The organism is Streptomyces sp. MMG1533, assembly GCF_001279775.1.
Taxonomy (GTDB): domain Bacteria; phylum Actinomycetota; class Actinomycetes; order Streptomycetales; family Streptomycetaceae; genus Streptomyces.
The window spans coordinates 15,401-36,805 of the sequence record NZ_LGDG01000280.1; the positions used below are offsets into that span (position 1 = coordinate 15,401).

The 21,405-nt window shown below is 69.2% G+C and carries 18 protein-coding genes and 3 tRNA genes; 11 read left to right on the plus strand and 10 right to left on the minus strand.

All coding sequences use genetic code 11. The annotated features are described in order from the left end of the window. Positions 1-51 precede the first annotated feature (51 nt). The 3 genes from hrpA to ADK57_RS51845 all read left to right on the plus strand — a co-directional run bounded on the left by hrpA (position 52) and on the right by ADK57_RS51845 (position 4,556). On the plus strand, positions 52-4,020 hold the full coding sequence (gene hrpA / locus ADK57_RS43725; RefSeq protein WP_053755343.1) for an ATP-dependent RNA helicase HrpA: 3,969 nt from the start codon (positions 52-54) through the stop codon (positions 4,018-4,020). A gap of 94 nt (positions 4,021-4,114) precedes the next feature. Then, positions 4,115-4,189 (plus strand) — tRNA-Asp (locus ADK57_RS43730). 175 nt (positions 4,190-4,364) lie between these two features. Continuing rightward, positions 4,365-4,556 carry a DUF6274 family protein gene (locus tag ADK57_RS51845; protein WP_078973669.1) on the plus strand — a complete coding sequence of 64 codons (192 nt, stop codon included), beginning with the start codon at positions 4,365-4,367 and terminating at the stop codon, positions 4,554-4,556. A 491-nt stretch (positions 4,557-5,047) separates the two neighbouring features. On the opposite strand, the gene bldC is transcribed toward ADK57_RS51845, so the two are convergent. Together bldC and ADK57_RS43740 are read right to left on the minus strand one after the other, a co-directional pair. Then, on the minus strand, positions 5,048-5,254 hold the full coding sequence (bldC, locus tag ADK57_RS43735) for a developmental transcriptional regulator BldC (RefSeq protein WP_003949541.1): 207 nt from the start codon (positions 5,252-5,254) through the stop codon (positions 5,048-5,050). 560 nt (positions 5,255-5,814) lie between these two features. After that, positions 5,815-6,657: a hypothetical protein gene (locus ADK57_RS43740; protein ID WP_053755344.1), complete on the minus strand. Its 843-nt coding sequence runs from the start codon at positions 6,655-6,657 to the stop codon at positions 5,815-5,817. Between the two features lie 222 nt (positions 6,658-6,879). On the opposite strand from ADK57_RS43740, the gene ADK57_RS43745 reads away from it, so the two are divergent. Further along, positions 6,880-7,995 (plus strand): Leu/Phe/Val dehydrogenase, encoded by a 1,116-nt coding sequence (locus ADK57_RS43745; protein ID WP_053755345.1) that lies wholly within the window; start codon positions 6,880-6,882, stop codon positions 7,993-7,995. Positions 7,996-8,295: 300 nt separating this feature from the next. Next, complete coding sequence (locus ADK57_RS43750) at positions 8,296-8,550, plus strand: DUF3073 domain-containing protein (protein WP_053755346.1); 255 nt, start codon at positions 8,296-8,298, stop codon at positions 8,548-8,550. A 104-nt stretch (positions 8,551-8,654) separates the two neighbouring features. Here ADK57_RS43750 and purM read toward each other — a convergent pair whose 3' ends face one another. From purM to purS, 8 genes are all read right to left on the minus strand, one after another. Then, entirely contained in the window at positions 8,655-9,722 is a 1,068-nt protein-coding gene (gene purM, locus ADK57_RS43755; protein ID WP_053755347.1) for a phosphoribosylformylglycinamidine cyclo-ligase, read from the minus strand. Positions 9,723-9,775: 53 nt separating this feature from the next. Further along, a complete protein-coding gene (gene purF, locus ADK57_RS43760; RefSeq protein ID WP_053755348.1) occupies positions 9,776-11,305 on the minus strand; it encodes an amidophosphoribosyltransferase in 1,530 nt (509 codons plus the stop codon). Positions 11,306-11,377: 72 nt separating this feature from the next. Next, positions 11,378-12,175 carry an META domain-containing protein gene (locus ADK57_RS43765; protein WP_053755349.1) on the minus strand — a complete coding sequence of 266 codons (798 nt, stop codon included), beginning with the start codon at positions 12,173-12,175 and terminating at the stop codon, positions 11,378-11,380. Positions 12,176-12,270: 95 nt separating this feature from the next. Continuing rightward, a complete protein-coding gene (locus ADK57_RS43770) occupies positions 12,271-13,068 on the minus strand; it encodes a maleylpyruvate isomerase family mycothiol-dependent enzyme (RefSeq protein ID WP_053755350.1) in 798 nt (265 codons plus the stop codon). Between the two features lie 5 nt (positions 13,069-13,073). After that, entirely contained in the window at positions 13,074-13,586 is a 513-nt protein-coding gene (locus ADK57_RS48545; protein ID WP_324612279.1) for a peptidoglycan DD-metalloendopeptidase family protein, read from the minus strand. Between the two features lie 383 nt (positions 13,587-13,969). Further along, on the minus strand, positions 13,970-16,228 hold the full coding sequence (purL, locus tag ADK57_RS43775; RefSeq protein ID WP_053755351.1) for a phosphoribosylformylglycinamidine synthase subunit PurL: 2,259 nt from the start codon (positions 16,226-16,228) through the stop codon (positions 13,970-13,972). Further along, complete coding sequence (purQ, locus tag ADK57_RS43780) at positions 16,225-16,905, minus strand: phosphoribosylformylglycinamidine synthase subunit PurQ (protein WP_053755352.1); 681 nt, start codon at positions 16,903-16,905, stop codon at positions 16,225-16,227. The genes purL and purQ overlap by 4 nt, the downstream gene beginning before the upstream one ends. After that, positions 16,902-17,165, minus strand: coding sequence for a phosphoribosylformylglycinamidine synthase subunit PurS (gene purS / locus ADK57_RS43785; protein ID WP_015659417.1), 264 nt, complete (start codon positions 17,163-17,165; stop codon positions 16,902-16,904). Before purS ends, purQ begins: the two co-directional genes overlap by 4 nt. A gap of 351 nt (positions 17,166-17,516) precedes the next feature. Between purS and ADK57_RS43790 the strand changes: the two genes are divergently transcribed. From ADK57_RS43790 to ADK57_RS43815, 6 genes are all read left to right on the plus strand, one after another. Continuing rightward, positions 17,517-17,834 (plus strand): histone-like nucleoid-structuring protein Lsr2, encoded by a 318-nt coding sequence (locus ADK57_RS43790; protein ID WP_053755353.1) that lies wholly within the window; start codon positions 17,517-17,519, stop codon positions 17,832-17,834. Positions 17,835-17,969: 135 nt separating this feature from the next. After that, positions 17,970-18,041 (plus strand) — tRNA-Gly (locus ADK57_RS43795). Between the two features lie 80 nt (positions 18,042-18,121). Beyond that, positions 18,122-18,194 (plus strand) — tRNA-Gly (locus tag ADK57_RS43800). Between the two features lie 142 nt (positions 18,195-18,336). Then, complete coding sequence (locus tag ADK57_RS43805; protein WP_053755354.1) at positions 18,337-19,299, plus strand: ABC transporter ATP-binding protein; 963 nt, start codon at positions 18,337-18,339, stop codon at positions 19,297-19,299. Then, entirely contained in the window at positions 19,296-20,072 is a 777-nt protein-coding gene (locus ADK57_RS43810) for an ABC transporter permease (RefSeq protein WP_053755355.1), read from the plus strand. The genes ADK57_RS43805 and ADK57_RS43810 overlap by 4 nt, the downstream gene beginning before the upstream one ends. Before the next feature lie 35 nt (positions 20,073-20,107). Beyond that, on the plus strand, positions 20,108-21,405 hold a 1,298-nt coding region (locus tag ADK57_RS43815; RefSeq protein ID WP_078973670.1), incomplete at its 3' end, for a sensor histidine kinase.

Below are 21,405 nucleotides of genomic sequence, written 5' to 3' on the forward strand. Positions count from 1 at the left end.
ACGCAAAAGCGTTCGCCACGATTTTCCCCGGGATGAGATCCTGGACCGCGTATGTCTACGCACCCCGCCCCCGGCGCCTCCGCTCCGGGCACCCCCGACCTCGGCGCTCTCGCCCCCCGCCTGACCGAGCTGTCCCTGCGCGATGCGCACCGGCTCGGGCGCAGGCTCGAAGGTGCGCGCAGGATCCGTAAGCCTCAGGCCCATGCCGCCGTTCTCGCCGAGATCGAGGCGGAGGTGGCGAAGGCCGAGGAGCGGCTCAGTGCGCGGCGCGGGCGGGTGCCCGCCGTCAGCTATCCCGAGCAGCTGCCGGTCAGCCAGAAGAAGGACACGATCGCGGAGGCCATCCGTGATCACCAGGTCGTGATCGTCGCCGGTGAGACCGGGTCCGGCAAGACGACCCAGATTCCCAAGATCTGTCTCGAGCTGGGGCGGGGCGTCAAGGGCATGATCGGGCACACCCAGCCCCGTCGTATCGCCGCCCGTACCGTCGCCGAGCGAGTCGCGGAAGAGCTCGACACGCCTCTGGGCGAAGCCGTCGGCTGGAAGGTCCGCTTCACCGACCAGGTGAGCCCGGACGCCACCTTCGTCAAGCTGATGACGGACGGCATCCTGCTCGCCGAGATCCAGACCGACCGCGAGCTGCGCGCCTACGACACGATCATCATCGACGAGGCCCACGAGCGGTCCCTCAACATCGACTTCCTGCTGGGCTACCTCGCTCAGCTGCTGCCCAGGCGGCCGGACCTCAAGGTCGTCATCACCTCCGCGACCATCGACCCCGAGCGCTTCTCCCGGCACTTCGGCGATGCGCCGATCGTCGAGGTCAGCGGCCGTACGTATCCCGTGGAGGTGCGGTACCGCCCCCTCCTCGAAGACGACTCCGAGGACTCCGACCGCGACCAGATCACCGCGATCTGCGACGCCGTCGAGGAGCTCCAGGCCGAGGGCAAGGGCGACATCCTCGTCTTCCTCTCAGGAGAGCGGGAGATCCGCGACACCGCGGACGCGCTCGTCAAGAAGAACTACCGGTTCACCGAGGTACTCCCCCTCTACGCCCGGCTCTCGCACGCCGAGCAGCACCGCGTCTTCCAGCAGCACACCGGGCGCAGGATCGTTCTGGCCACCAACGTCGCCGAGACCTCCCTCACCGTCCCGGGCATCAAGTACGTCATCGACCCCGGCTTCGCCCGGATCTCCCGCTACAGCCACCGCACCAAGGTCCAGCGCCTCCCCATCGAGGCGATCTCCCAGGCCAGCGCCAACCAGCGCAAGGGCCGCTGCGGCCGGACCAGCGACGGCATCTGCATCCGCCTCTACAGCGAGGAGGACTTCGAGGGCCGCCCGGAGTTCACGGACGCGGAGATCCTCCGTACGAATCTGGCGAGTGTCATCCTGCAGATGACCGCTGCCGGCCTCGGCGACATCGAGAAGTTCCCGTTCATCGATCCGCCGGACCACCGCAACATCCGCGACGGCGTCCAACTCCTCCAGGAACTGGGCGCGCTGGACCCGGCGCAGAAGGACGTACGCAAGCGGCTCACGGACAGCGGCCGCAAGCTCGCGCAGCTGCCCGTCGACCCGCGCCTCGCGCGCATGGTCCTGGAGGCCGACAAGAACGGCTGCGTGCGCGAGGTCATGGTCATAGCGGCCGCGCTGTCCATCCAGGACCCGCGCGAGCGCCCCGCCGACAAGCAGACCCAGGCCGACCAGCAGCACGCCCGCTTCAAGGACGAGACGAGCGACTTCCTCGCCTACCTCAACCTCTGGCGGTACGTGCGCGAGCAGCAGAAGGAGAGGGGCTCCTCCTCCTTCCGGCGCATGTGCAAGCAGGAGTACCTGAACTTCCTGCGCATCCGCGAGTGGCAGGACATCTACACGCAGCTGCGGACCGTCGCCAAGCAGATGGGCATCCACCTCAACGAGGAGGACGCCGCCGACCAGAGTGTCCATGTCTCCCTCCTCGCCGGTCTGCTCTCGCACATCGGCATGAAGGACGTGAAGGACGGCAACAAGAACGAGTACCTGGGCGCACGGAGCGCCAAGTTCGCGATCTTCCCCGGCTCTGCCCTCTTCAAGAAGCAGCCGCGCTTCGTGATGTCCGCCGAGCTGGTGGAGACCTCCCGCCTCTGGGCCCGCGTCAATGCCAAGATCGAGCCCGAGTGGGTCGAGCCCCTCGCCGAGCACCTGCTCAAGCGGACCTACAGCGAACCGCACTGGGAGAAGGACCAGGCGGCGGTGATGGCGTACGAGAAGGTCACGCTCTACGGCGTCCCGATCATCGCCCAGCGCAAGGTCAACTACGGCCGGATCGACCCGGAGACCTCCCGCGAGCTTTTCATTCGCAACGCCCTGGTCGAGGGCGACTGGCGTACGCACCACAAGTTCTTCGCCGACAACCGCAGACTCCTCAGCGAGGTGGAGGAGCTGGAGCATCGCGCGCGGCGGCGGGACATCGTGGTCGACGACGACACGCTCTTCGAGTTCTACGACCAGCGGGTGCCCGAACACGTCGTGTCCGGCGCCCACTTCGACTCCTGGTGGAAGCACAAGCGGCACGAGCAGCCCGACTTCCTCGACTTCGAGCGGGAGATGCTCATCCGGGAGTCGGCGGAGGCGGTCACCAAGGCCGACTATCCCGACTCGTGGCGGCAGGGACCGCTCAAGTTCCGGGTGACGTACCAGTTCGAGCCGGGCGCGGACGCCGACGGTGTGACCGTCCACATCCCGCTCCAGGTCCTCAACCAGGCCACGGACGAGGGCTTCGACTGGCAGATCCCGGGCCTCAGGGAAGAGCTGGTCACCGAGCTGATCCGGTCCCTCCCGAAGCCGATCCGCCGCAACTACGTACCGGCGCCGAACTTCGCGAAGCGGTTCCTGGACACGGCCTCCCCCCTTCAGGAGCCGCTCACGACCACCATGGCGCGTGAGCTCAAGCGCATGGTCGGCGTGCCGTTCGAGGCCGACGACTTCGACTGGGCCAGGGTCCCCGAGCACCTCCGCATCACCTTCCGGATCGTCGACGAGCGCCGCCGAAAGCTGGCCGAGGACAAGGACCTGGAGGCGCTGAAGCTCCGGCTGAAGCCGAAGGCCCGCCAGGCCCTCTCCCAGGCGGCCGCGGCGACCGCCGAGCGCCAGGGCGGCGAGTCCCTGGAGCGCAAGGGCCTGACCGACTGGACGATCGGCTCGCTCACCCGCGTCTTCGAGACCCGCCGCGCCGGCCAGCCGGTGAAGGCGTACCCGGCGCTGGTCGACGACGGCGACACCGTCTCCGTACGGCTCTTCGACACGGAGGCCGAGCAGGCGGAGGCGATGTGGAAGGGCACGCGCCGGCTGATCCTGCGCAACATCCCGGTGAACCCGGGGAAGTTCGCCTCGGAGAAGCTGACGAACGCCCAGAAGCTCGCCCTGTCCGCGAATCCGCACGGCTCGATCCAGGCCCTGTTCGACGACTGCGCCATGGCGGCGGCGGACAAGCTGATCGGTGACTTGGGCGGGCCGGTGTGGGACGAGGAGTCGTACCGGAAGCTGTACGACAAGGTCCGCGCGGAGATCGTCGACACGACGGTCCGTACGGTCGGGCAGGTGCAGCAGGTCCTCGCCGCCTGGCAGGCCTGCGAGCGCCGCCTGAAGGGCGTGCGGAGCCCGGTGCTCCTGGCGAACCTCCAGGACGTGCGCAAGCAACTGGACGCCCTCGTGAAGCCGGGCTTCGTGACGGCGGCGGGTATCCGGCGACTCCCCGACCTCATGCGCTACCTGGTCGCCGCGGACCGCCGCCTCCAGCAGATGCCGACCGGCGTCCAGCGGGACACCAGCCGCATGGAGAAGGTCCACGAGATGCAGGACGAGTACGCCTGGCTCCTGGAGCAGATGCCCCAGGGACGCCCGGTCCCGTCCTCGGTGCTGGACATCCGCTGGATGATCGAGGAGCTCCGGGTCAGCTATTTCGCCCACGCCCTCGGCACGGCGTACCCGGTCTCCGACAAGCGGATCGTGAAGGCGATCGACGCTTCGGTGCCGTAACGGCGCCTGCACACTGGGTGAGTTCGCGCAGGGGGCTCACCCTCCTGTACAGTCTCTTCTCGCAGCGCAACGCACAAATGGCGCCGCGAAACCTGGTCCTGTGGAGCAGTTTGGAGTGCTCGCCACCCTGTCAAGGTGGAGGCCGCGGGTTCAAATCCCGTCAGGACCGCAGTGAAGCAGAGGCCCGCTCGCCATCGGCAGCGGGCCTTGTTCATGCCGACAGGAGAGCCCGGGTCTTCGGACCCGGGCTCTCCTGCGTCCTCGGCGGTCTTGACGCCGTCACTTTCGCTCGGTACCCAGAAACCAGGGCCCCGCTTCCCGTGCGGCCCCCTTGGAGGTGGGGTATGGCGGCATCGACCAGGCACGAGACTCGGGCGTTGCTCCGTGCGCATCTGTCGGCCGCTTCCTCCTATCGCCATCTGACGCGTCACTGCCCGATCTGCCATCGCCTGTTGAGGCTGGCGATGGACGGCGCTCCACGGGCCGCACAGGCGCCGGAGGAGAGCGTCGAGGACGAAAGCCCTTCCAGCGCGTGACAGTGGCGGCAGTCGCCCGGCCCCAACACCCGCCCCGCCGGGGGACCGTGGAAGGTGTGCCTCCTCTAGCGCACATGAACCAGGGGCAACAAGGACTCTGGCATGTGACGGGTGTCACCGCATGATTTTCTGAAACCGCGGTTTTTACACCTCGCCTACAACTGGTCAATTTAATATGTGCAATTGCACCAGCGTCAGGGCGCGCCCACAGGAGATCCGACACCCCTCCCCAGAGTCCGACAAGCCCGCTCACAGAGCCGCCCCGTCGGCCACGCCGTGCCCACACATCCACACACGTGCGCGCACAAAAAGATCGCGCTGGACCCGGCGGAGTCCAGCGCGATCGACGACGCACCCTGTCACTGCTTGGGAAGCCCGGAGGGGCTTGGGCGTGGGCTCTGTTGGGGCAGAACCCGCGTCGCTTGGAGCTAGGGTTCCGGGCGCCGCGGCATGTTGGGGGACCTGCCGGTTTTGCCCGGTTATTCAGTTGTTCAGGCCTCGCTGCGCTGCTGCGGGATACCCGCGAGCAGAGCGCGGACCTCAGCCTCGCGATAACGGCGGTGTCCGCCGAGCGTACGAATCGAAGTGAGCTTGCCGGCCTTCGCCCACCGCGTGACCGTCTTCGGGTCGACGCGGAACATCGTGGCGACCTCAGCCGGGGTCAGCAGCGGCTCGGCATCAGGGGTGCGAGCGGTCATGAGCGGCCTCCTCGGGAGAACCGAACCTTCTCGGTTCTTTCCTCTAAATTCTGCACCTTGACCCGCGTTGCCCGAAATGGCGGACGCGAGTCGAGTCGGTTATAGGACGAACGGCTTGTCCTCGGCACTACAACTACACCATCTGTCCAGCCGCGTCGGCCAAACCGATGGAATTGCCCCTCCAGGTGTTCATCAGCGACGGAAGCCGATGGACCATGCCATAGCGGACAGTCACGCCACTGTGACGATCAGTCACAGTGGCGATCAGGAGTCATCAGACCCCCCAAAGCGCATGCAATGCCGAGATTCCGCCCGCACTACAACAGAACGGGACGGACGGAGTTCCCCCGGACTCCTTGTCCTATTTTGGCATGAGGAGGGGCAAGGGACGCAAGGGCCGCGTACGTGCGGTCCGTCACGCTTGGCTGCAAACACCCCGGATCGGGACCAACGTCCCTTGTTGACGAAACCTCAGGACATACCCAGGACAAACCTCGGTCCGAGGACGAAACCCCAAAACGGGCGTCAGGTCAAACGTCAGTTCGTTACCTAAGCCACACTCAGTTCGCCGACCGGCGATCCCGGACCGACCGCCACCGCTCCACGAGCCGCGCGTACGCCTCGCCCGCCGTGACCCCGTCACCGCCGCGCAGCGCCTCGATGCCCTCGGCCACATCGGCCGCCGAGTGGTCGTCCTCCAGCTCGCCGGCCGGCAGCGTGTGCACCAGGCCGCCGTAGTCCAGCTCCACCAGCGAACGCGGGTGGAACTCCTCCAGCCAGCGCCCGACGTCCACCAGGCCGTCGATCAGCGGCCCCTCGTCGATGGCCTCCCTGAGCGCCCTGAGGCCCCGCGCGACCCGGCGCCGGGCCTGCACCATCGGCGTCCGGTAGCGCAGCATCGGCGGGATCTCGCCGGAGCCCTTGTCGAAGCGCCGCTCCTCGTCGGAGACCAGCACGAACCAGCTCAGCGGCACCTGCCAGGTCGCCGTGCGGATCCAGGGCCGCGCGTCCGGGTTACGGGCCAGCCAGCGCTCGTAGTCCTGGGCGGCCTGCTGCCGTACGACGTCCGGCAGCACCGCTTCCAGGACCGGGCCCGGCAACTCCTCGCCGAGCTCGGCCAGCGCCTGCCAGCCGCGCAGCCGGGTGCGCCAGGGGCACACGCACACCACCCCGTCCACCTCCAGCACGAACGCGTCACCGCTCTCGTGCACCGGCACCGCAATGGGCGGGGTGGGCAGCAAGTCGGCCAGGGCGCGGCGGAGTTCGTCCTGGTACGAGGGACGGTCGGGGCGGCGGGCGTAGCGCGCCCAGTGGCCGCGCTCCGGCTCCGGGAAGGCGGCCAGCGGCTCGTACACACGCAGATAGGTCGCGTACGGGACGATCAACGAGGACACCTTGGGCACGCCTGCTCCCTCCCCCGCCGTCTGCCGGGAAAACCTGCGAAACCCGCACACAAACGAGCGGGAAAACCATGCAAATCGTCGCACGGACGCCCCTCGGGAGTGAGTGATCCCGAGCACTGCGCGCTGGCGGGGACGCCCAGGCTCTAATCTCATGCTCACAGGCCCCGCCACCCGTACGGGACCTGCTCCCGACCGCCGCTACTTACTTCAGGAGTCACCACAGTGACCGACGTAACCGGCGCACCTGCTGATGTACTGCACACCCTGTTCCACTCGGAACAGGGGGGTCATGAGCAAGTCGTGCTCTGCCAGGACCGTGCCAGCGGCCTCAAGGCCGTCATCGCCCTCCACTCCACCGCCCTGGGCCCCGCGCTCGGCGGTACCCGTTTCTACCCGTACGCGAGCGAGGCGGAGGCCGTCGCCGACGCGCTGAACCTCGCCCGCGGGATGTCGTACAAGAACGCCATGGCCGGTCTCGACCACGGCGGCGGCAAGGCCGTGATCATCGGCGACCCGGACCGGGACAAGACGGAGGAGCTGCTCCTCGCCTACGGCCGGTTCGTGGCCTCCCTCGGCGGCCGGTACGTCACCGCGTGCGACGTCGGCACGTACGTCGCGGACATGGACGTCGTGGCACGTGAGTGCCGCTGGACGACCGGCCGCTCGCCCGAGAACGGCGGCGCCGGCGACTCCTCCGTCCTGACCGCCTTCGGCGTCTACCAGGGCATGCGGGCCTCCGCGCAGCACCTGTGGGGCGACCCGACGCTGCGCGACCGCAGAGTCGGCATCGCGGGCGTCGGCAAGGTCGGGCACCACCTGGTGGAGCACCTGCGGGACGAGGGCGCCGAGGTCGTGATCACGGACGTGCGCGAGGAGGCCGTACGGCGGATCCTCGACCGGCACCCGGAGGGTGTGACGGCCGTCGCCGACACCGAGGCGCTGATCCGGGGCGGCGATCTCGGCGGTCTCGACATCTACGCCCCGTGCGCGCTCGGCGGGGCCCTGAACGACGACTCCGTGCCGGTGCTCGCCGCGAGGATCGTGTGCGGCGCGGCCAACAACCAGCTCGCCCACCCGGGCGTGGAGAAGGACCTCGCCGACCGCGGGATCCTCTACGCGCCGGACTACGTGGTGAACGCCGGCGGTGTCATCCAGGTCGCCGACGAGCTGCACGGGTTCGACTTCGAGCGGTGCAAGGCGAAGGCCGCGAAGATCTACGACACCACGCTGGCCATATTCGCACGTGCGAAGGCAGACGGTATCCCGCCGGCCGCCGCGGCCGACCGGATCGCCGAGCAGCGGATGCACGAGGCGGCCGCGGCCCGCCGGGCGCTCTGACTCGCGAGGCCCGCTCGCGGGTTTGACCGGTACCCGTCGGCGCACTCTTAGAGAGAACTCTCACGTTCGTCGGCGGGTCGGCCGCCAATAAGTGGTTAAAATCGCGGTTGACCAGCGGGGACAGGGCACCTCGCCGGTTCTGGGTCCGGGCACGTCCTGCGGGCGACGTACCGTATGGGCGCGGGCTCAGGTACCGTGGAAGCCCTACGGACCGGTCTCTCCACGGAGAGTCCGTTCCAGATCATGAACGCGTGTCAAGACTCTGGGGCCGTCAAGCCCCATCATCGAGGGGGTCGAGCCATGGGGCGCGGCCGGGCCAAGGCCAAGCAGACGAAGGTCGCCCGCCAGCTGAAGTACAACAGCGGCGGGACTGACCTGTCGCGTCTGGCCAGCGAGCTGGGCGCTTCGACTTCTAGTCAGCCTCCGAACGGCGAGCCGTTCGAGGACGACGAAGACGAAGACGACCCGTACGCCCAGTACGCGGATCTGTACAACGACGACGGTGAGGACGAGGACGACGAGTCCGGTCCGTCGTCGCAACGCCGCGGCGCTTGACGATTGAGCTCCGCATGACCCGGTCCAGCGGTTCCCACCGCCGGACCGGGTTTTGCTCTGCCGTCGTCGGGATCAGGCGTCGTACGGATCAGACGTCATGAGGATCAGGCGGAGTGGTCGCCGACCATTTCCGCACCCGTGGTGTGGTCGCCGCGGTCCGTGATCTCACCCGCGACCCAGGCCTCGACCCCGCGGTCGGCCAGGGTCGCCAGAGCCACGTCCGCCGACTCCTCCGGCACGATCGCGATCATGCCGACGCCCATGTTCAGGGTCTTCTCCAGCTCCAGGCGCTCGACGTCACCGGTCTTGCCGACGAGGTCGAACACCGGGGCCGGGGTCCAGGTGGAGCGGTCGACGATCGCGTGCAGTTCGTCGGGGATGACGCGGGCCAGGTTGGCGGCCAGTCCGCCACCCGTGACGTGGCTGAACGCGTGTACCTCGGTGGTGCGGGTGAGCGCCAGACAGTCCAGCGAGTAGATCTTGGTGGGCTCCAGGAGCTCCTCGCCCAGGGTGCGGCCGAACTCCTCGATCCGTGCGTCCAGGGACAGACCGGCCTGGTTCAGCAGGACGTGCCGGACGAGCGAGTACCCGTTCGAGTGAAGACCGGAGGCCGCCATGGCGATGACCGCGTCACCCTTACGGATGCGATCCGGGCCGAGGAGGCGGTCGGCCTCCACCACGCCCGTACCGGCGCCGGCGACGTCGAAGTCGTCCGGGCCCAGGAGACCGGGGTGCTCGGCCGTCTCGCCGCCGACCAGGGCGCAGCCGGCGAGGACACAGCCCTCGGCGATGCCCTTGACGATGGCGGCGACCCGCTCGGGGTGGACCTTGCCGACGCAGATGTAGTCGGTCATGAACAGCGGCTCGGCGCCGCACACCACGATGTCGTCCATGACCATCGCGACCAGGTCGTGCCCGATGGTGTCGTAGACGCCCAGCTGCCGCGCGATGTCGACCTTCGTGCCGACACCGTCGGTCGCGGAGGCCAGCAGCGGGCGCTCGTAGCGCTTGAGGGCGGAGGCGTCGAAGAGGCCGGCGAAACCGCCGAGGCCGCCGAGGACCTCGGGGCGCTGCGTCTTCTTCACCCACTCCTTCATCAGCTCGACGGCGCGGTCGCCCGCCTCGATGTCGACGCCCGCGGCTGCGTAGCTGGCACCAGTTGTCTCAGACATGACGGTGAGAACTTTCGTGTCGTATGCAGTCGTCCTGCAGGTGGTACGGCCGTCTACGGGCGACGGATCGCGTCGGCCGCGGCCGTGGCGGCGGGCCCGGCCGCCAACTCGGTCTCCAGGAGCTGCTTGCCGAGCAGCTCGGGGTCCGGGAGATCCATCGGGTACTCGCCGTCGAAGCAGGCGCGGCAGAGGTTCGGCTTGGCGATGGTGGTCGCCTCGATCATGCCGTCGATGGAGATGTACGCCAGGGAGTCGGCGCCCAGCGAGGTGCCGATCTCGTCGATGGTCATGCCGTTGGCGATGAGCTCGGCGCGGGTCGCGAAATCTATGCCGAAGAAGCACGGCCACTTCACGGGCGGCGAGGAGATCCGGATGTGGACCTCCGCCGCACCCGCCTCGCGGAGCATGCGCACCAGGGCCCGCTGGGTGTTGCCGCGCACGATGGAGTCGTCGACGACGACCAGGCGCTTGCCCTTGATGACTTCCTTCAGCGGGTTCAGCTTCAGGCGGATGCCGAGCTGCCGGATCGTCTGGGAGGGCTGGATGAACGTACGGCCGACATACGCGTTCTTCACCAGACCGGCGCCGAAGGGGATGCCGGATGCCTCCGCGTAGCCGATGGCGGCGGGGGTGCCGGACTCCGGAGTCGCTATCACCAGGTCGGCGTCGACCGGGGCTTCCTTGGCGAGCTTGCGGCCCATCTCCACGCGGGAGAGGTACACGTTCCGCCCGGCGATGTCGGTGTCGGGGCGGGCCAGGTACACGTACTCGAAGACGCAGCCCTTGGGCTTCGCTTCCGCGAATCGCGACGTGCGCAGACCGTTCTCGTCGATGGCGATGAACTCGCCCGGTTCGATCTCGCGAACGTAGGCCGCGCCGCAGATGTCGAGGGCGGCGGACTCGGAGGCGACGACCCAGCCGCGCTCCAGGCGGCCGAGGACCAGCGGGCGGATGCCCTGCGGGTCACGGGCGGCATAGAGGGTGTGCTCGTCCATGAAGACGAGGCTGAAGGCGCCCTGGACCTGCGGGAGGATCCGGGCGGATGCCTCCTCGATGGTCAGCGGCTTGCCGTCGTCGTCGACCTGGGCCGCGAGGAGCGCGGTGAGCAGGTCGGTGTCGTTGGTGGCGGCCACCCGGGTGGAACGGCCGTTGGTGTCCTTCGGGAGGTCGGCGACCATCTCGGCGAGCTGCGCCGTGTTGACCAGGTTGCCGTTGTGGCCGAGCGCGATGGAACCGTGCGCGGTGGCACGGAACGTCGGCTGGGCGTTCTCCCACACGGAGGCACCGGTGGTCGAGTAGCGGGCGTGACCGACCGCGATGTGACCCTGGAGCGAACCGAGAGAGGTCTCGTCGAAGACCTGGGAAACGAGGCCCATGTCCTTGAAGACGAGGATCTGGGAGCCGTTGCTGACCGCGATTCCCGCGGATTCCTGGCCCCGATGCTGGAGGGCGTAGAGCCCGAAGTACGTGAGCTTGGCGACCTCTTCGCCCGGAGCCCAGACACCGAAGACGCCGCAAGCGTCCTGGGGGCCCTTCTCACCGGGGAGCAGGTCGTGGTTGAGTCGTCCGTCACCACGTGGCACGCCCCCGAGTGTAGGCGAGGTCGACCACTGGTCCGAATTGGGGAATGCCCGCCCCTGAGCTGCGGTAAAGGATCACTTGTCCGCGACCGCGGTGACGATGTCGTCGTTTTCGCTGGTCAGCGTCAGAGTGCGGTGATCCAGTTCGTAGCTCACGGTGCTGTCGAAGAGACGAAGCAGGTCCTTCTCGACGTTCATGAGTGAGGCGTCGCACATCATTCGGGTGGTGGACGGAGCGCCGAGGGTGATATGTCCGTCGCTGACCGTGGCATTGGCGTTCACCTTGTTGCAGCCGAGGCTGCCGGAGACCTTGCCGGCCTTCTTGTCGAAGGTGAGGTGGGCCTTGCTCCTGGAAGCGGGGGAGGTGACCTGCCACTTCGTGCCGTAGAGGGAGGCGTCCTTCGCCTTGGTCAGGTTGACGCGGTCGCCGGCCTCGGTGGTGAGGGTCAGACGGCCGTCCTCGAGCTCGGTTTTCAGGGTGCCGTCCGCGAGGGTGCGGGCGAGGGTGCGCTCGAAGGCCATGGGCTGCTTCTCGCAGGCCATCTCGGTGGCCGTGGCGTCGCTGAGCCGGATGCTCTCGCCCTCGACGGCGGCCTTGGCGTTGAAGTGGTTGCAGCCGTAATTGCCGGCCGCCTTGCCGTCGGCGATCTCGACGTGCGCGTCGGCGGGGGCGGTGTGGGTGGTGCCGTCGACGGTGACGCTGTCGATGCTCCAGTGGATGCCGGTGACGGGCGGGGCCGCGCCCACGGAGCCGCCGTCGGCCTTCTCGCTGCCGCAGGCCGCGGCGAGCGGAACGAGGGCCACGGCCGCGGTCGCGGTGAGGGTCAGTCGCGGCTTGTGCCTGTCCTTCTGCGTGTCCTTCTGCCTGTACATGCCGATTCGACGGGGCGGGTGGGGTGGTTGGTTCCCTTCGGTTCCCCTCGGTTCCCCCTCGGTTTTCCCCTCGGTTCCCGCCCCTGGATGTCGTCTCAGGTGAGGAGCGGCAGCAGCCCGCCCAGGTCCGCCCGCTCCCCGCTCGCGCTGACCTTCGCCTCGTCGAGCGCGTCCTTCCAGGTCATACGCCCGGTGGCGAGCCGGATCCAGGTCAGCGGGTCGGTCTCGACGACGTTCGGCGGGGTGCCGCGGGTGTGCCTCGGGCCTTCGACGCACTGGACGACGGCGTACGGCGGGATCCGCACCTCGGTGGAGCCGCCGGGGGCTTTCGCGGCAAGCGTGTCGGCGAGGAGGCGGGTGCAGGCGGCGAGGGCCTGGCGGTCGTAAGGGATGTCGAGGCCGGGGACGGCGGCGTTCAGGTCGTCGGTGTGGACGACGAGTTCGACGGTACGGGTGACCAGGTAGTCGTCGAGCGACAGGGCGCCCGCGCTGGTGGCGAGCGTACGGGTGCCGGGGAGTTCGGCGAGGTGGGCGGTGAAGCGCTGCTCCACCTCGGCGAGGTGGGCGGCGAGGTCCGGGTTCCGCTCGGCGAGTTCACGGGCGTGGTCGGCGATGTCCGGGGCGTCGGCGCCGATCGCGTGCGGCCAGTCGAGGAGCACGCCGTCCTGCTTCGGCGGCGCGGGCTCGTCGAGCAGTCGTACGACGGCCCCGAGTGCCATGCCGATGTGCGCGGCCAGATCACGCACCCTCCAGTCCCCGAGCCGGGTGGGCAGCGCCGACTGCTCGGGGGTGAGGGTGCCGACGGCTTCCCGTACGTTCCCGAACTGGGCCAGGACCGCGGTGCGGATCTTGGCGGGGTCGTAGGTGCGGGTGCGCTTCTTGGCCGGGGGCATGACGATCAGCCTAGGCCGACTGCGGTGCCGGGGCGGGGGAGTCGAAGATCTCGCGGTTCCCCGGACGCCGAGGCCCTGCGGCGGAGAAGAGGATGCCGTGGGCGTGTGTCCGGGTCGGCCCCAGCCCTCAGCCGGAAGCGCAGGCGCGGTTCGCCGGAGTTGCCGGAGTCACCGGAGTCACCGGAGTCGCCGGAGTTTCCGCACTCGGCGACCTGCTCTCCGGTGCGGACCTGCTCGCCGACGGCGACGGTGAGCGAGCCGCGGCGCAGGCGGGCGTAGAGGGCGTACGTCCCCTCGCCCAGGTCGAGGACGACGTGGCTGCCGAGGATCCGGCCGACGCCGCTCGTCTCCGGTGGTCGCGGCGGGGTCGGCGACGATGCCGATGGCGTACGTCTGGCCGTAGGCGTGTGTGCCGTGGCTCGGGTGCGGTCGGCGGGCTGTTCAGCGCGGACCAGCAGCCGGTGACGGCCGGGGCGGTCTCGACGAGGGTGCGGGGGGGCGCGGCCGGTTCGGTTCAGGGCAGGCTGTCCCGGCGCCCCGACCGCCGGTCCATCGACTTCCTCGGCGCGGGCCTCGCCGCCGCCTTCTCCACCGCGCTGATCCTCGTCACCGAGTGGGGCGGCAAGGAGTGCGACTGGTCGTCACCGCAGGTCCTCGGCCTGGCCCTCGCATCCGTCGCGGCACTCGGACCGTGCAGGGCCGCGGTGATGTTCCTGTGCCTGGTCCTGGCACTGCGGCTGCCCGGCTTCCACCCCGGTCAGGCGGCTTCGGCGCCGGACCGGACGGACGCGGTCCCGGTCGGGAAGGTCGAGGCCTGGGGAACCCAGGTCCGTGCGGCTGCAAGTGAAGGCCCCGGCCGTGGGAACGGTCGGGGCCTTCAAGGCCGTACAGCCAGAGGGATCTACGCGAGCAGCGCCGGGATCGTCCCCTCGTGCGCCTCGCGCAGCTCCTCCAGCGACAGCTCGAACTCGCCCTGGAGCTCGATCGAGTCGCCGTCCACGACACCGATACGCGTGACGGGCAGACCCCGCGCCCCGCACATGTCGTTGAAGCGGACCTCCTCGGAGCGCGGAACGGCCACGACAGCACGGCCGGCCGACTCCGAGAAGAGGAGCGTGAAGGCGTCGAGCCCGTCCGGTACGACCAGACGCGCGCCCTTGCCACCCAGCAGCGCGGACTCGACGACCGCCTGGATCAGACCGCCGTCGGACAGGTCGTGCGCGGAGTCGATCATGCCGTCGCGGGAGGCGGAGATCAGGATCTCGGCGAGCAGGCGCTCGCGCTCCAGGTCGACCTTCGGCGGCAGGCCACCGAGGTGGTCGTGCACGACCTGCGACCAGGCCGAACCGCCGAACTCCTCACGCGTGTCGCCGAGGAGGTAGAGCAGCTGCCCCTCCTCCTGGAAGGCGACCGGCGTGCGACGGGCGACATCGTCGATGACGCCCAGGACCGCGACCACCGGGGTCGGGTGGATCGCCACGTCGCCGGTCTGGTTGTAGAGCGACACGTTGCCGCCGGTCACCGGGGTGCCCAACTGCTGGCAGGCGTCGGCCAGTCCACGGATCGCCTCGGCGAACTGCCACATCACCGCCGGGTCCTCGGGCGAACCGAAGTTCAGGCAGTCGGAGACGGCCAGCGGCTTGGCGCCGGTCGTGGCCACGTTCCGGTACGCCTCCGAGAGCGCCAACTGCGCACCCGCGTAGGGGTCCAGCTTCGCGTACCGGCCGTTGCCGTCGGTCGCGATGGCGACACCGAGGCCGGTCGACTCGTCGATGCGGATCATGCCCGAGTCCTCGGGCTGGGCGAGCACCGTGTTGCCCTGCACGAAGTGGTCGTACTGGGAGGTGATCCACGACTTGGAGGCCTGGTTCGGGGAACCGACCAGCTTCAGGACCTGATCGCGGAGTTCCTCCGACGTGCCGGGCCGCGCCAGCTTGTTCGCGTCGTCCGCCTGGAGGTCGTCCTGCCAGGACGGGCGGGCGTACGGGCGCTCGTAGACCGGCCCGTCGTGCGCGACCGTGCGCGGGTCGACGTCGACGATCTTGCCGCCGTGCCAGTAGATCTCCAGACGGTCGCCGTCGGTCACCTCACCGATGACGGTGGCGATGACGTCCCACTTGTCGCAGATCTCCAGGAACCGGTCGACCTTCTCCGGCTCGACGACCGCGCACATGCGCTCCTGCGACTCGCTCATGAGGATTTCCTCGGGCGAGAGGGTGGAGTCGCGCAGCGGTACGTCGTCCAGGGTCACGCGCATGCCGCCGGAGCCGTTGGAGGCGAGCTCGGAGGTGGCACACGAAAGGCCGGCCGCACCCAGGTCCTGGATGCCGACGACCAGCTTCTCCTGGAAGGCCTCCAGGGTGCACTCGATGAGGAGCTTCTCCTGGAAGGGGTCGCCGACCTGGACCGCCGGACGCTTCGACGGCTTGGCGTCGTCGAAGGTCTCGGAGGCGAGGATGGAGGCGCCACCGATGCCGTCACCACCCGTACGAGCCCCGTACAGGATGACCTTGTTGCCCGCGCCGGACGCCTTCGCGAGATGGATGTCCTCGTGCCGCATCACACCGATGGCACCGGCGTTGACCAGCGGGTTGCCCTGGTAGCAGGCGTCGAAGACGACCTCGCCGCCGATGTTCGGGAGGCCGAGGCAGTTGCCGTAACCGCCGATGCCGGCCACCACACCCGGCAGCACACGCTTGGTGTCCGGGTGATCAGCGGCACCGAACCGCAGCGGGTCCACGACCGCCACCGGCCGGGCACCCATCGCGATGATGTCGCGGACGATGCCGCCGACACCGGTCGCGGCCCCCTGGTACGGCTCCACGTACGAGGGGTGGTTGTGCGACTCCACCTTGAAGGTGACCGCGTAGCCCTGGCCGACGTCGACGACGCCCGCGTTCTCGCCGATGCCCACGAGCAGCGCATCGGACTGGGGCGCCTTCTCGCCGAACTGGCGCAGGTGCACCTTCGACGACTTGTACGAGCAGTGCTCGGACCACATGACGGAGTACATGGCGAGCTCGGCTCCGGTCGGGCGGCGGCCGAGGATCTCCACCACCCGCTCGTACTCGTCCTTCTTCAGACCGAGTTCGGCCCAGGGCAGCTCGACGTCGGGGGTCGCGGCCGCGTGCTCGACCGTGTCCAGAGGCGTCCGGCTCATGCGTTGACCAGCTTCTTGAGGATCGAGGTGAAGAACGGGAGGCCGTCGGTACGACCCGTACCGATCAGCGGCTCGACGGCGTGCTCGGGGTGCGGCATGAGGCCCACGACGTTCCCGGCCTCGTTGGTGATGCCGGCGATGTCGTTGAGCGAGCCGTTGGGGTTGAAGTCCAGGTAGCGGAAGGCGACCCGCCCCTCGGCCTCCAGCTTGTCCAGCGTGTGCTGGTCGGCGACGTACCGGCCGTCCATGTTCTTCAGCGGGATGTTGATCTCCTGGCCGGCCGTGTAGTCGGTCGTCCAGGCGGTGTCCGCGTTCTCCACCCGCAGCTTCTGGTCGCGGCAGATGAAGTGGAGGTGGTCGTTGCCGAGCATCCCGCCCGGGAGCAGGTGGGCCTCGGTGAGGATCTGGAAGCCGTTGCAGATGCCGAGGACCGGGAGCCCGGCCTTCGCCTGCTCGATGAGGGGCTCCATCACCGGCGAGAAGCGCGCGATGGCACCGGCACGCAGATAGTCGCCGTAGGAGAAACCTCCGCACAGCACCACGGCGTCGACCTGGTGGAGGTTCTTGTCCTTGTGCCAGAGAGCCACCGGTTCGGCGCCGGCGAGGCGGATCGCGCGCTGCGTGTCCCGGTCGTCGAGGCTGCCCGGGAAAGTGACGACGCCAATACGAGCGGTCACTTCGCGGCCTCCGCGACTTCCTCCACCTTGACGGTGAAGTCCTCGATCACGGTGTTGGCGAGGAAGGATTCCGCAAGATCGTGGATGCGGGCGAGCGCGGCCTCGTCGACCGGCCCGTCAACTTCCAGTTCGAATCGCTTTCCCTGACGTACGTCCGAGATGCCTTCGAAACCCAGCCGCGGCAGTGCGCGCTGCACCGCCTGGCCCTGGGGGTCGAGGATCTCCGGCTTGAGCATGACGTCGACTACGACGCGTGCCACTGGCACTCCCGGTGTTGTGGTGCTGAGCAGGTTCCTGCAGGTGTCTTCAGACTACCCGCACAAAATTTCTACGCGGGTAGAGTTGTAGGAAACTACGTGACGGCTGTCACGATCGGGCATCGAAGGGGCGCCTTCACGAAAAGTTCAGGGAAAGATCCTGAATCGATGCACCACATCTATTGCGCCGGAGACACGCGGACAGATTAAGTCGGGCTTCACATTCCAATGCAGGGCACTGTACAAATGAATTGGTAATAGCCGATACTTTGCCCAATAACAGGCGGACAGTCGGCATCTCCGTGACGTCCTGGCACGTCATCGCAGAGATGCCGCACGAAGGGACCGATATTCGTGGCGCAGCGTGTCGTGGTCACTCTCTTTGACGACATCGACGGCTCGGAAGCGGCGGAAACGATCGCCTTCGGACTCGACGGCAAGTCGTACGAGATCGACCTGAACCAGGTCAATGCCAAGAAACTGCGTGAGGCGCTCGAGCCGTACGTGGACGCCGGCCGCAAGCGGTCGAGGTCGGGCAAGGCGTACCGGCAGACGGAGGTCGCCCCCGACCCGGCGGCCGTCCGGGCCTGGGCCCAGGCCAACAAGATGGACGTCCCTGCTCGTGGGCGGATCCCGAAGAAGGTCTACGAGGCGTTCACCGCCGCGCAGTGACAGCCGCCTCCGGCGCGTCCTCAGGGTCCGTCACCGGGCCCTGAGGGCAACCGACTTGCGTTGCACCCCACCTGGTCAGCTAGAGTCTGGAGCACGCCGAGGGGCGAGGCCGACAGGCCCGGCTCCGAAGTACATGCGGGTGTAGTTCAGTAGTAGAACATCCCCCTTCCAGGGGGAAGGCGCAGTGTGCAATTCCTGTCACCCGCTCTGCACCGCCGATCCGACCACTGTTGTGGATCAGGTAGGCTGGTGCTCGCGCCGATCGGTGAGAGCCGGTCGGAGGCAATGCGGACGTAGCTCAGTTGGTAGAGCGCAACCTTGCCAAGGTTGAGGTCGCGAGTTCGAGCCTCGTCGTCCGCTCCGTGAATGAGACCCCGGTCATCGACCGGGGTCTTTTTCGTATGCCGTGTTCCTGCGCCGTGCCCGCGCGTCTGACATTTGTCATGCCGAGTGATGACAGCCCGCACTGCTGCCGGGCCGCCGGTGGCGGAACGCTGAAGGCATGGACACGAACGAACACGAACACGTGATTGAGGTCACTGGCCTGCGGCGTGTGTACGGGGGCGGGTTCGAGGCGGTGCGCGGCATCTCCTTCTCCGTGCGCCGCGGCGAGGTCTTCGCCCTGCTGGGCACCAACGGGGCGGGCAAGACGTCCACGGTCGAGCTGCTGGAGGGGCTCGCGCGGCCGGCCGGCGGGCGGGTGCGGGTCCTCGGCCGTGATCCCTACGCCGAGCGGGCCGTCGTACGGCCTCGAACGGGTGTGATGTTGCAGGAGGGCGGGTTTCCGTCCGAGCTGACCGTCGCGGAGACCGCGCGGATGTGGGCGGGGTGCGTGAGCGGGGCCCGGCCCCAGGGGGAGGCGCTCGCGCTGGTCGGGCTCGAGCGCAGGTCGGGCGTACGGGTGAAGCAGTTGTCGGGGGGTGAGCGGCGGCGCCTGGATCTGGCGCTCGCCCTGCTCGGTGGGCCCGAGGTGCTGTTCCTGGACGAACCGACGACCGGCCTGGACGCCGAAGGACGCCGGGACACCTGGGAGTTGGTGCGGGCGCTGCGCGACGGCGGTACGACCGTGCTGCTGACCACGCACTATCTGGAGGAGGCCGAGGACCTGGCCGACCGGCTCGCCATCCTGCACGAAGGGCGGATCGCGGCCGCGGGAACGCCGGCCGAGGTGACCGCCGGGCAGCCGTCCCGGATCTCCTTCGAGCTGCCCGACGGCTACTTCCTGGGGGACCTGCCGCCGCTCGGTGAGCTGGGGGTGTGCGGGCACGAGGTCGAGGGGAACGTCGTACGGCTGCGGACGCGGGAGCTGCAACGGGCGGCCACCGGGGTGCTGGGATGGGCCGACCGGGCGGGGATCGAGCTGCGCCGCCTCGATGTGCGGTCGGCGTCGCTGGAGGAGGCGTTCCTGGGGATCGCTCGGGAGGCGTCCGGTTCCTTTGAGGCTGTCGAGGAGTACGCGGCATGAGCGGGGCCGTCACCACTCCGGCGGGACGCGTCGCGGCGCTCGCGCGGGCCGAGCTCACGCTGTTCGGGCGGAGCAAGGGCATGATCGTCACGGCGGTGTTCGTGCCGCTGGTGCTGCCGGTGAGCGCACGGTCGGTGGTCGAGGACATGGACCTCGGGGGCTCGGGGCTGAGCGTCGGGTTGGTGCTGCTGCCGGGGGCCATCGGGTTCTCGCTGCTGTTCGCCGTGTACTCGGCGCTCGTGGGCGTCTTCGTCGGACGGCGTGAGGAACTCGTCCTCAAGCGGCTGCGGACCGGTGAGCTGCGCGACCGGGAGATCCTGGCGGGGGCGGCGCTGCCGGCCGTCGTCACGGGGCTGGTGCAGTCCGTGATCCTGGCGGTGGGTTGTTCCGTCCTGCTCGACGTGCCGGCTCCCGAAGCTCCTCAACTCGCCGTCATCGGGATCGCGTCGGGGCTGGTGATGTGTGCGGCGCTGGCCGCCCTGACGGCGAGCTTCACCCGTACCGTGGAGAGTGCGCAGGTGACCTCGATGCCGCTGGTGATGGCCTCGATGGTGGGCTCCGGGGTCGCCGTCCCGCTGGAGTTGATGCCCGACCGGGTGGCTTCGGTGCTCGAACTACTGCCGCTGTCACCGGTGATCACGCTGGTGCGGGGCGGGTGGACCGGTGAGCTGTCGGCGTACGAGGCGGTCGGGGCCGTGCTGACCGCGCTGGCCTGGACCGTGCTGGGCGTGTTTGCTGTACGGCGGTGGTTCCGGTGGGAGCCGCGGCGCTGAGGGACGGTACGTCGACGGGGACGGGGGGCACGATCATGCGCGGGCCGGGCCGATGGTGGCGGGGAAAGAGCACGCCGGCGAAGGTGGAGACGTACACACGGTCGACGTTCCACTTCTTCGCGGCGCTGGAGATCCTGACCATCGGGCTCACGGGGTTCGGCCAGGCCGAGCCGTGGCTCGCGGGCTGGCTGCTGCTCATGGTGGGTGTGCACGGCGTGATGTGCTCGGTGACCGCGTCGCGGGCGCTGGACTGGACGCGCGGGCGCCGTGAGCAGCCCGTACGGCTGCTGTGGACGCTCGGCGCGATCACCGCCGCGGTCGCCTGCGCGGCCCTGGCGATCGCGGAGTACGGACCGGGCGGCGAGGGCGTCGACGGCGCGGCGGGCGGGGTCTTCGGAGTCGTGCTGATCTTCGGTGCCGGCACCCTGGCGCTCGGCGTCCACGACCGGCGGCGGGTGTACGCGCTCGTCGGCGGCTTCGGAGCCGGCGCCGGCGCCGTGTCGCTCGCCCTGGGCGCCCCCGGCTCCGCCGCGCTGGTCTCGACCCTGGCCGTGCTGCTCGGCTCCGCGGTGCTCGCCTTCACCTCCGCGTTCTCCGTCTGGCTCCTCAACGCCTTCTACGAACTCGACGAGGCCCGCGAGACCCGCGCCCGGCTCGCCGTCGCCGAGGAACGACTGCGGTTCGGCCGGGACCTGCACGACGTGATGGGGCGCAACCTCGCCGTGATCGCTCTCAAGAGCGAACTGGCCGTGCAGTTGGCGCGGCGCGGGCGAGCCGAGGCCGTCGAGCAGATGATCGAGGTGCAGCGGATCGCGCGGGAGTCACAGCGCGAGGTGCGGGATGTCGTACGGGGGTATCGGGAGGCCGACCTCGGCGTCGAACTCGCCGGTGCGCACGGGGTGTTGACGGCCGCGGGGATCCGGTGCGAGGTGACCGGCGGCGAGGCGGCCGGGCTGCCGGGCGAGGTGCAGTCGGCGCTCGCGTGGGTGGTGCGGGAGGCGACGACCAACGTACTGCGGCACGGGGATGCCGAGTGGTGTGCGGTGGGGGTCCGGGTGACGGAGGGACGGGTGGTGCTGACGGTGGAGAACGACGGGGCGTCGGTGTCTTCAGCGGCGTCGGGGGTGTCTGGGGCGTCTGGAGCGTCTGGAGCGTCGCGGGCAGAAGGTACGGCTGCGGGAGGCTCGGGGCTGGCGGGGCTTCGGGAGCGGTTGGCGGCGGTGGAGGGGGCGTTCGAGGCGGGGGGGGGCGGTGGGGGGGTGTTTCGGGGGGGGGGCGGGGGGGCGCCGCTTACGGGCGGTGGGGGGGGGGGGGGTGGGTTGTCACCCCCCCT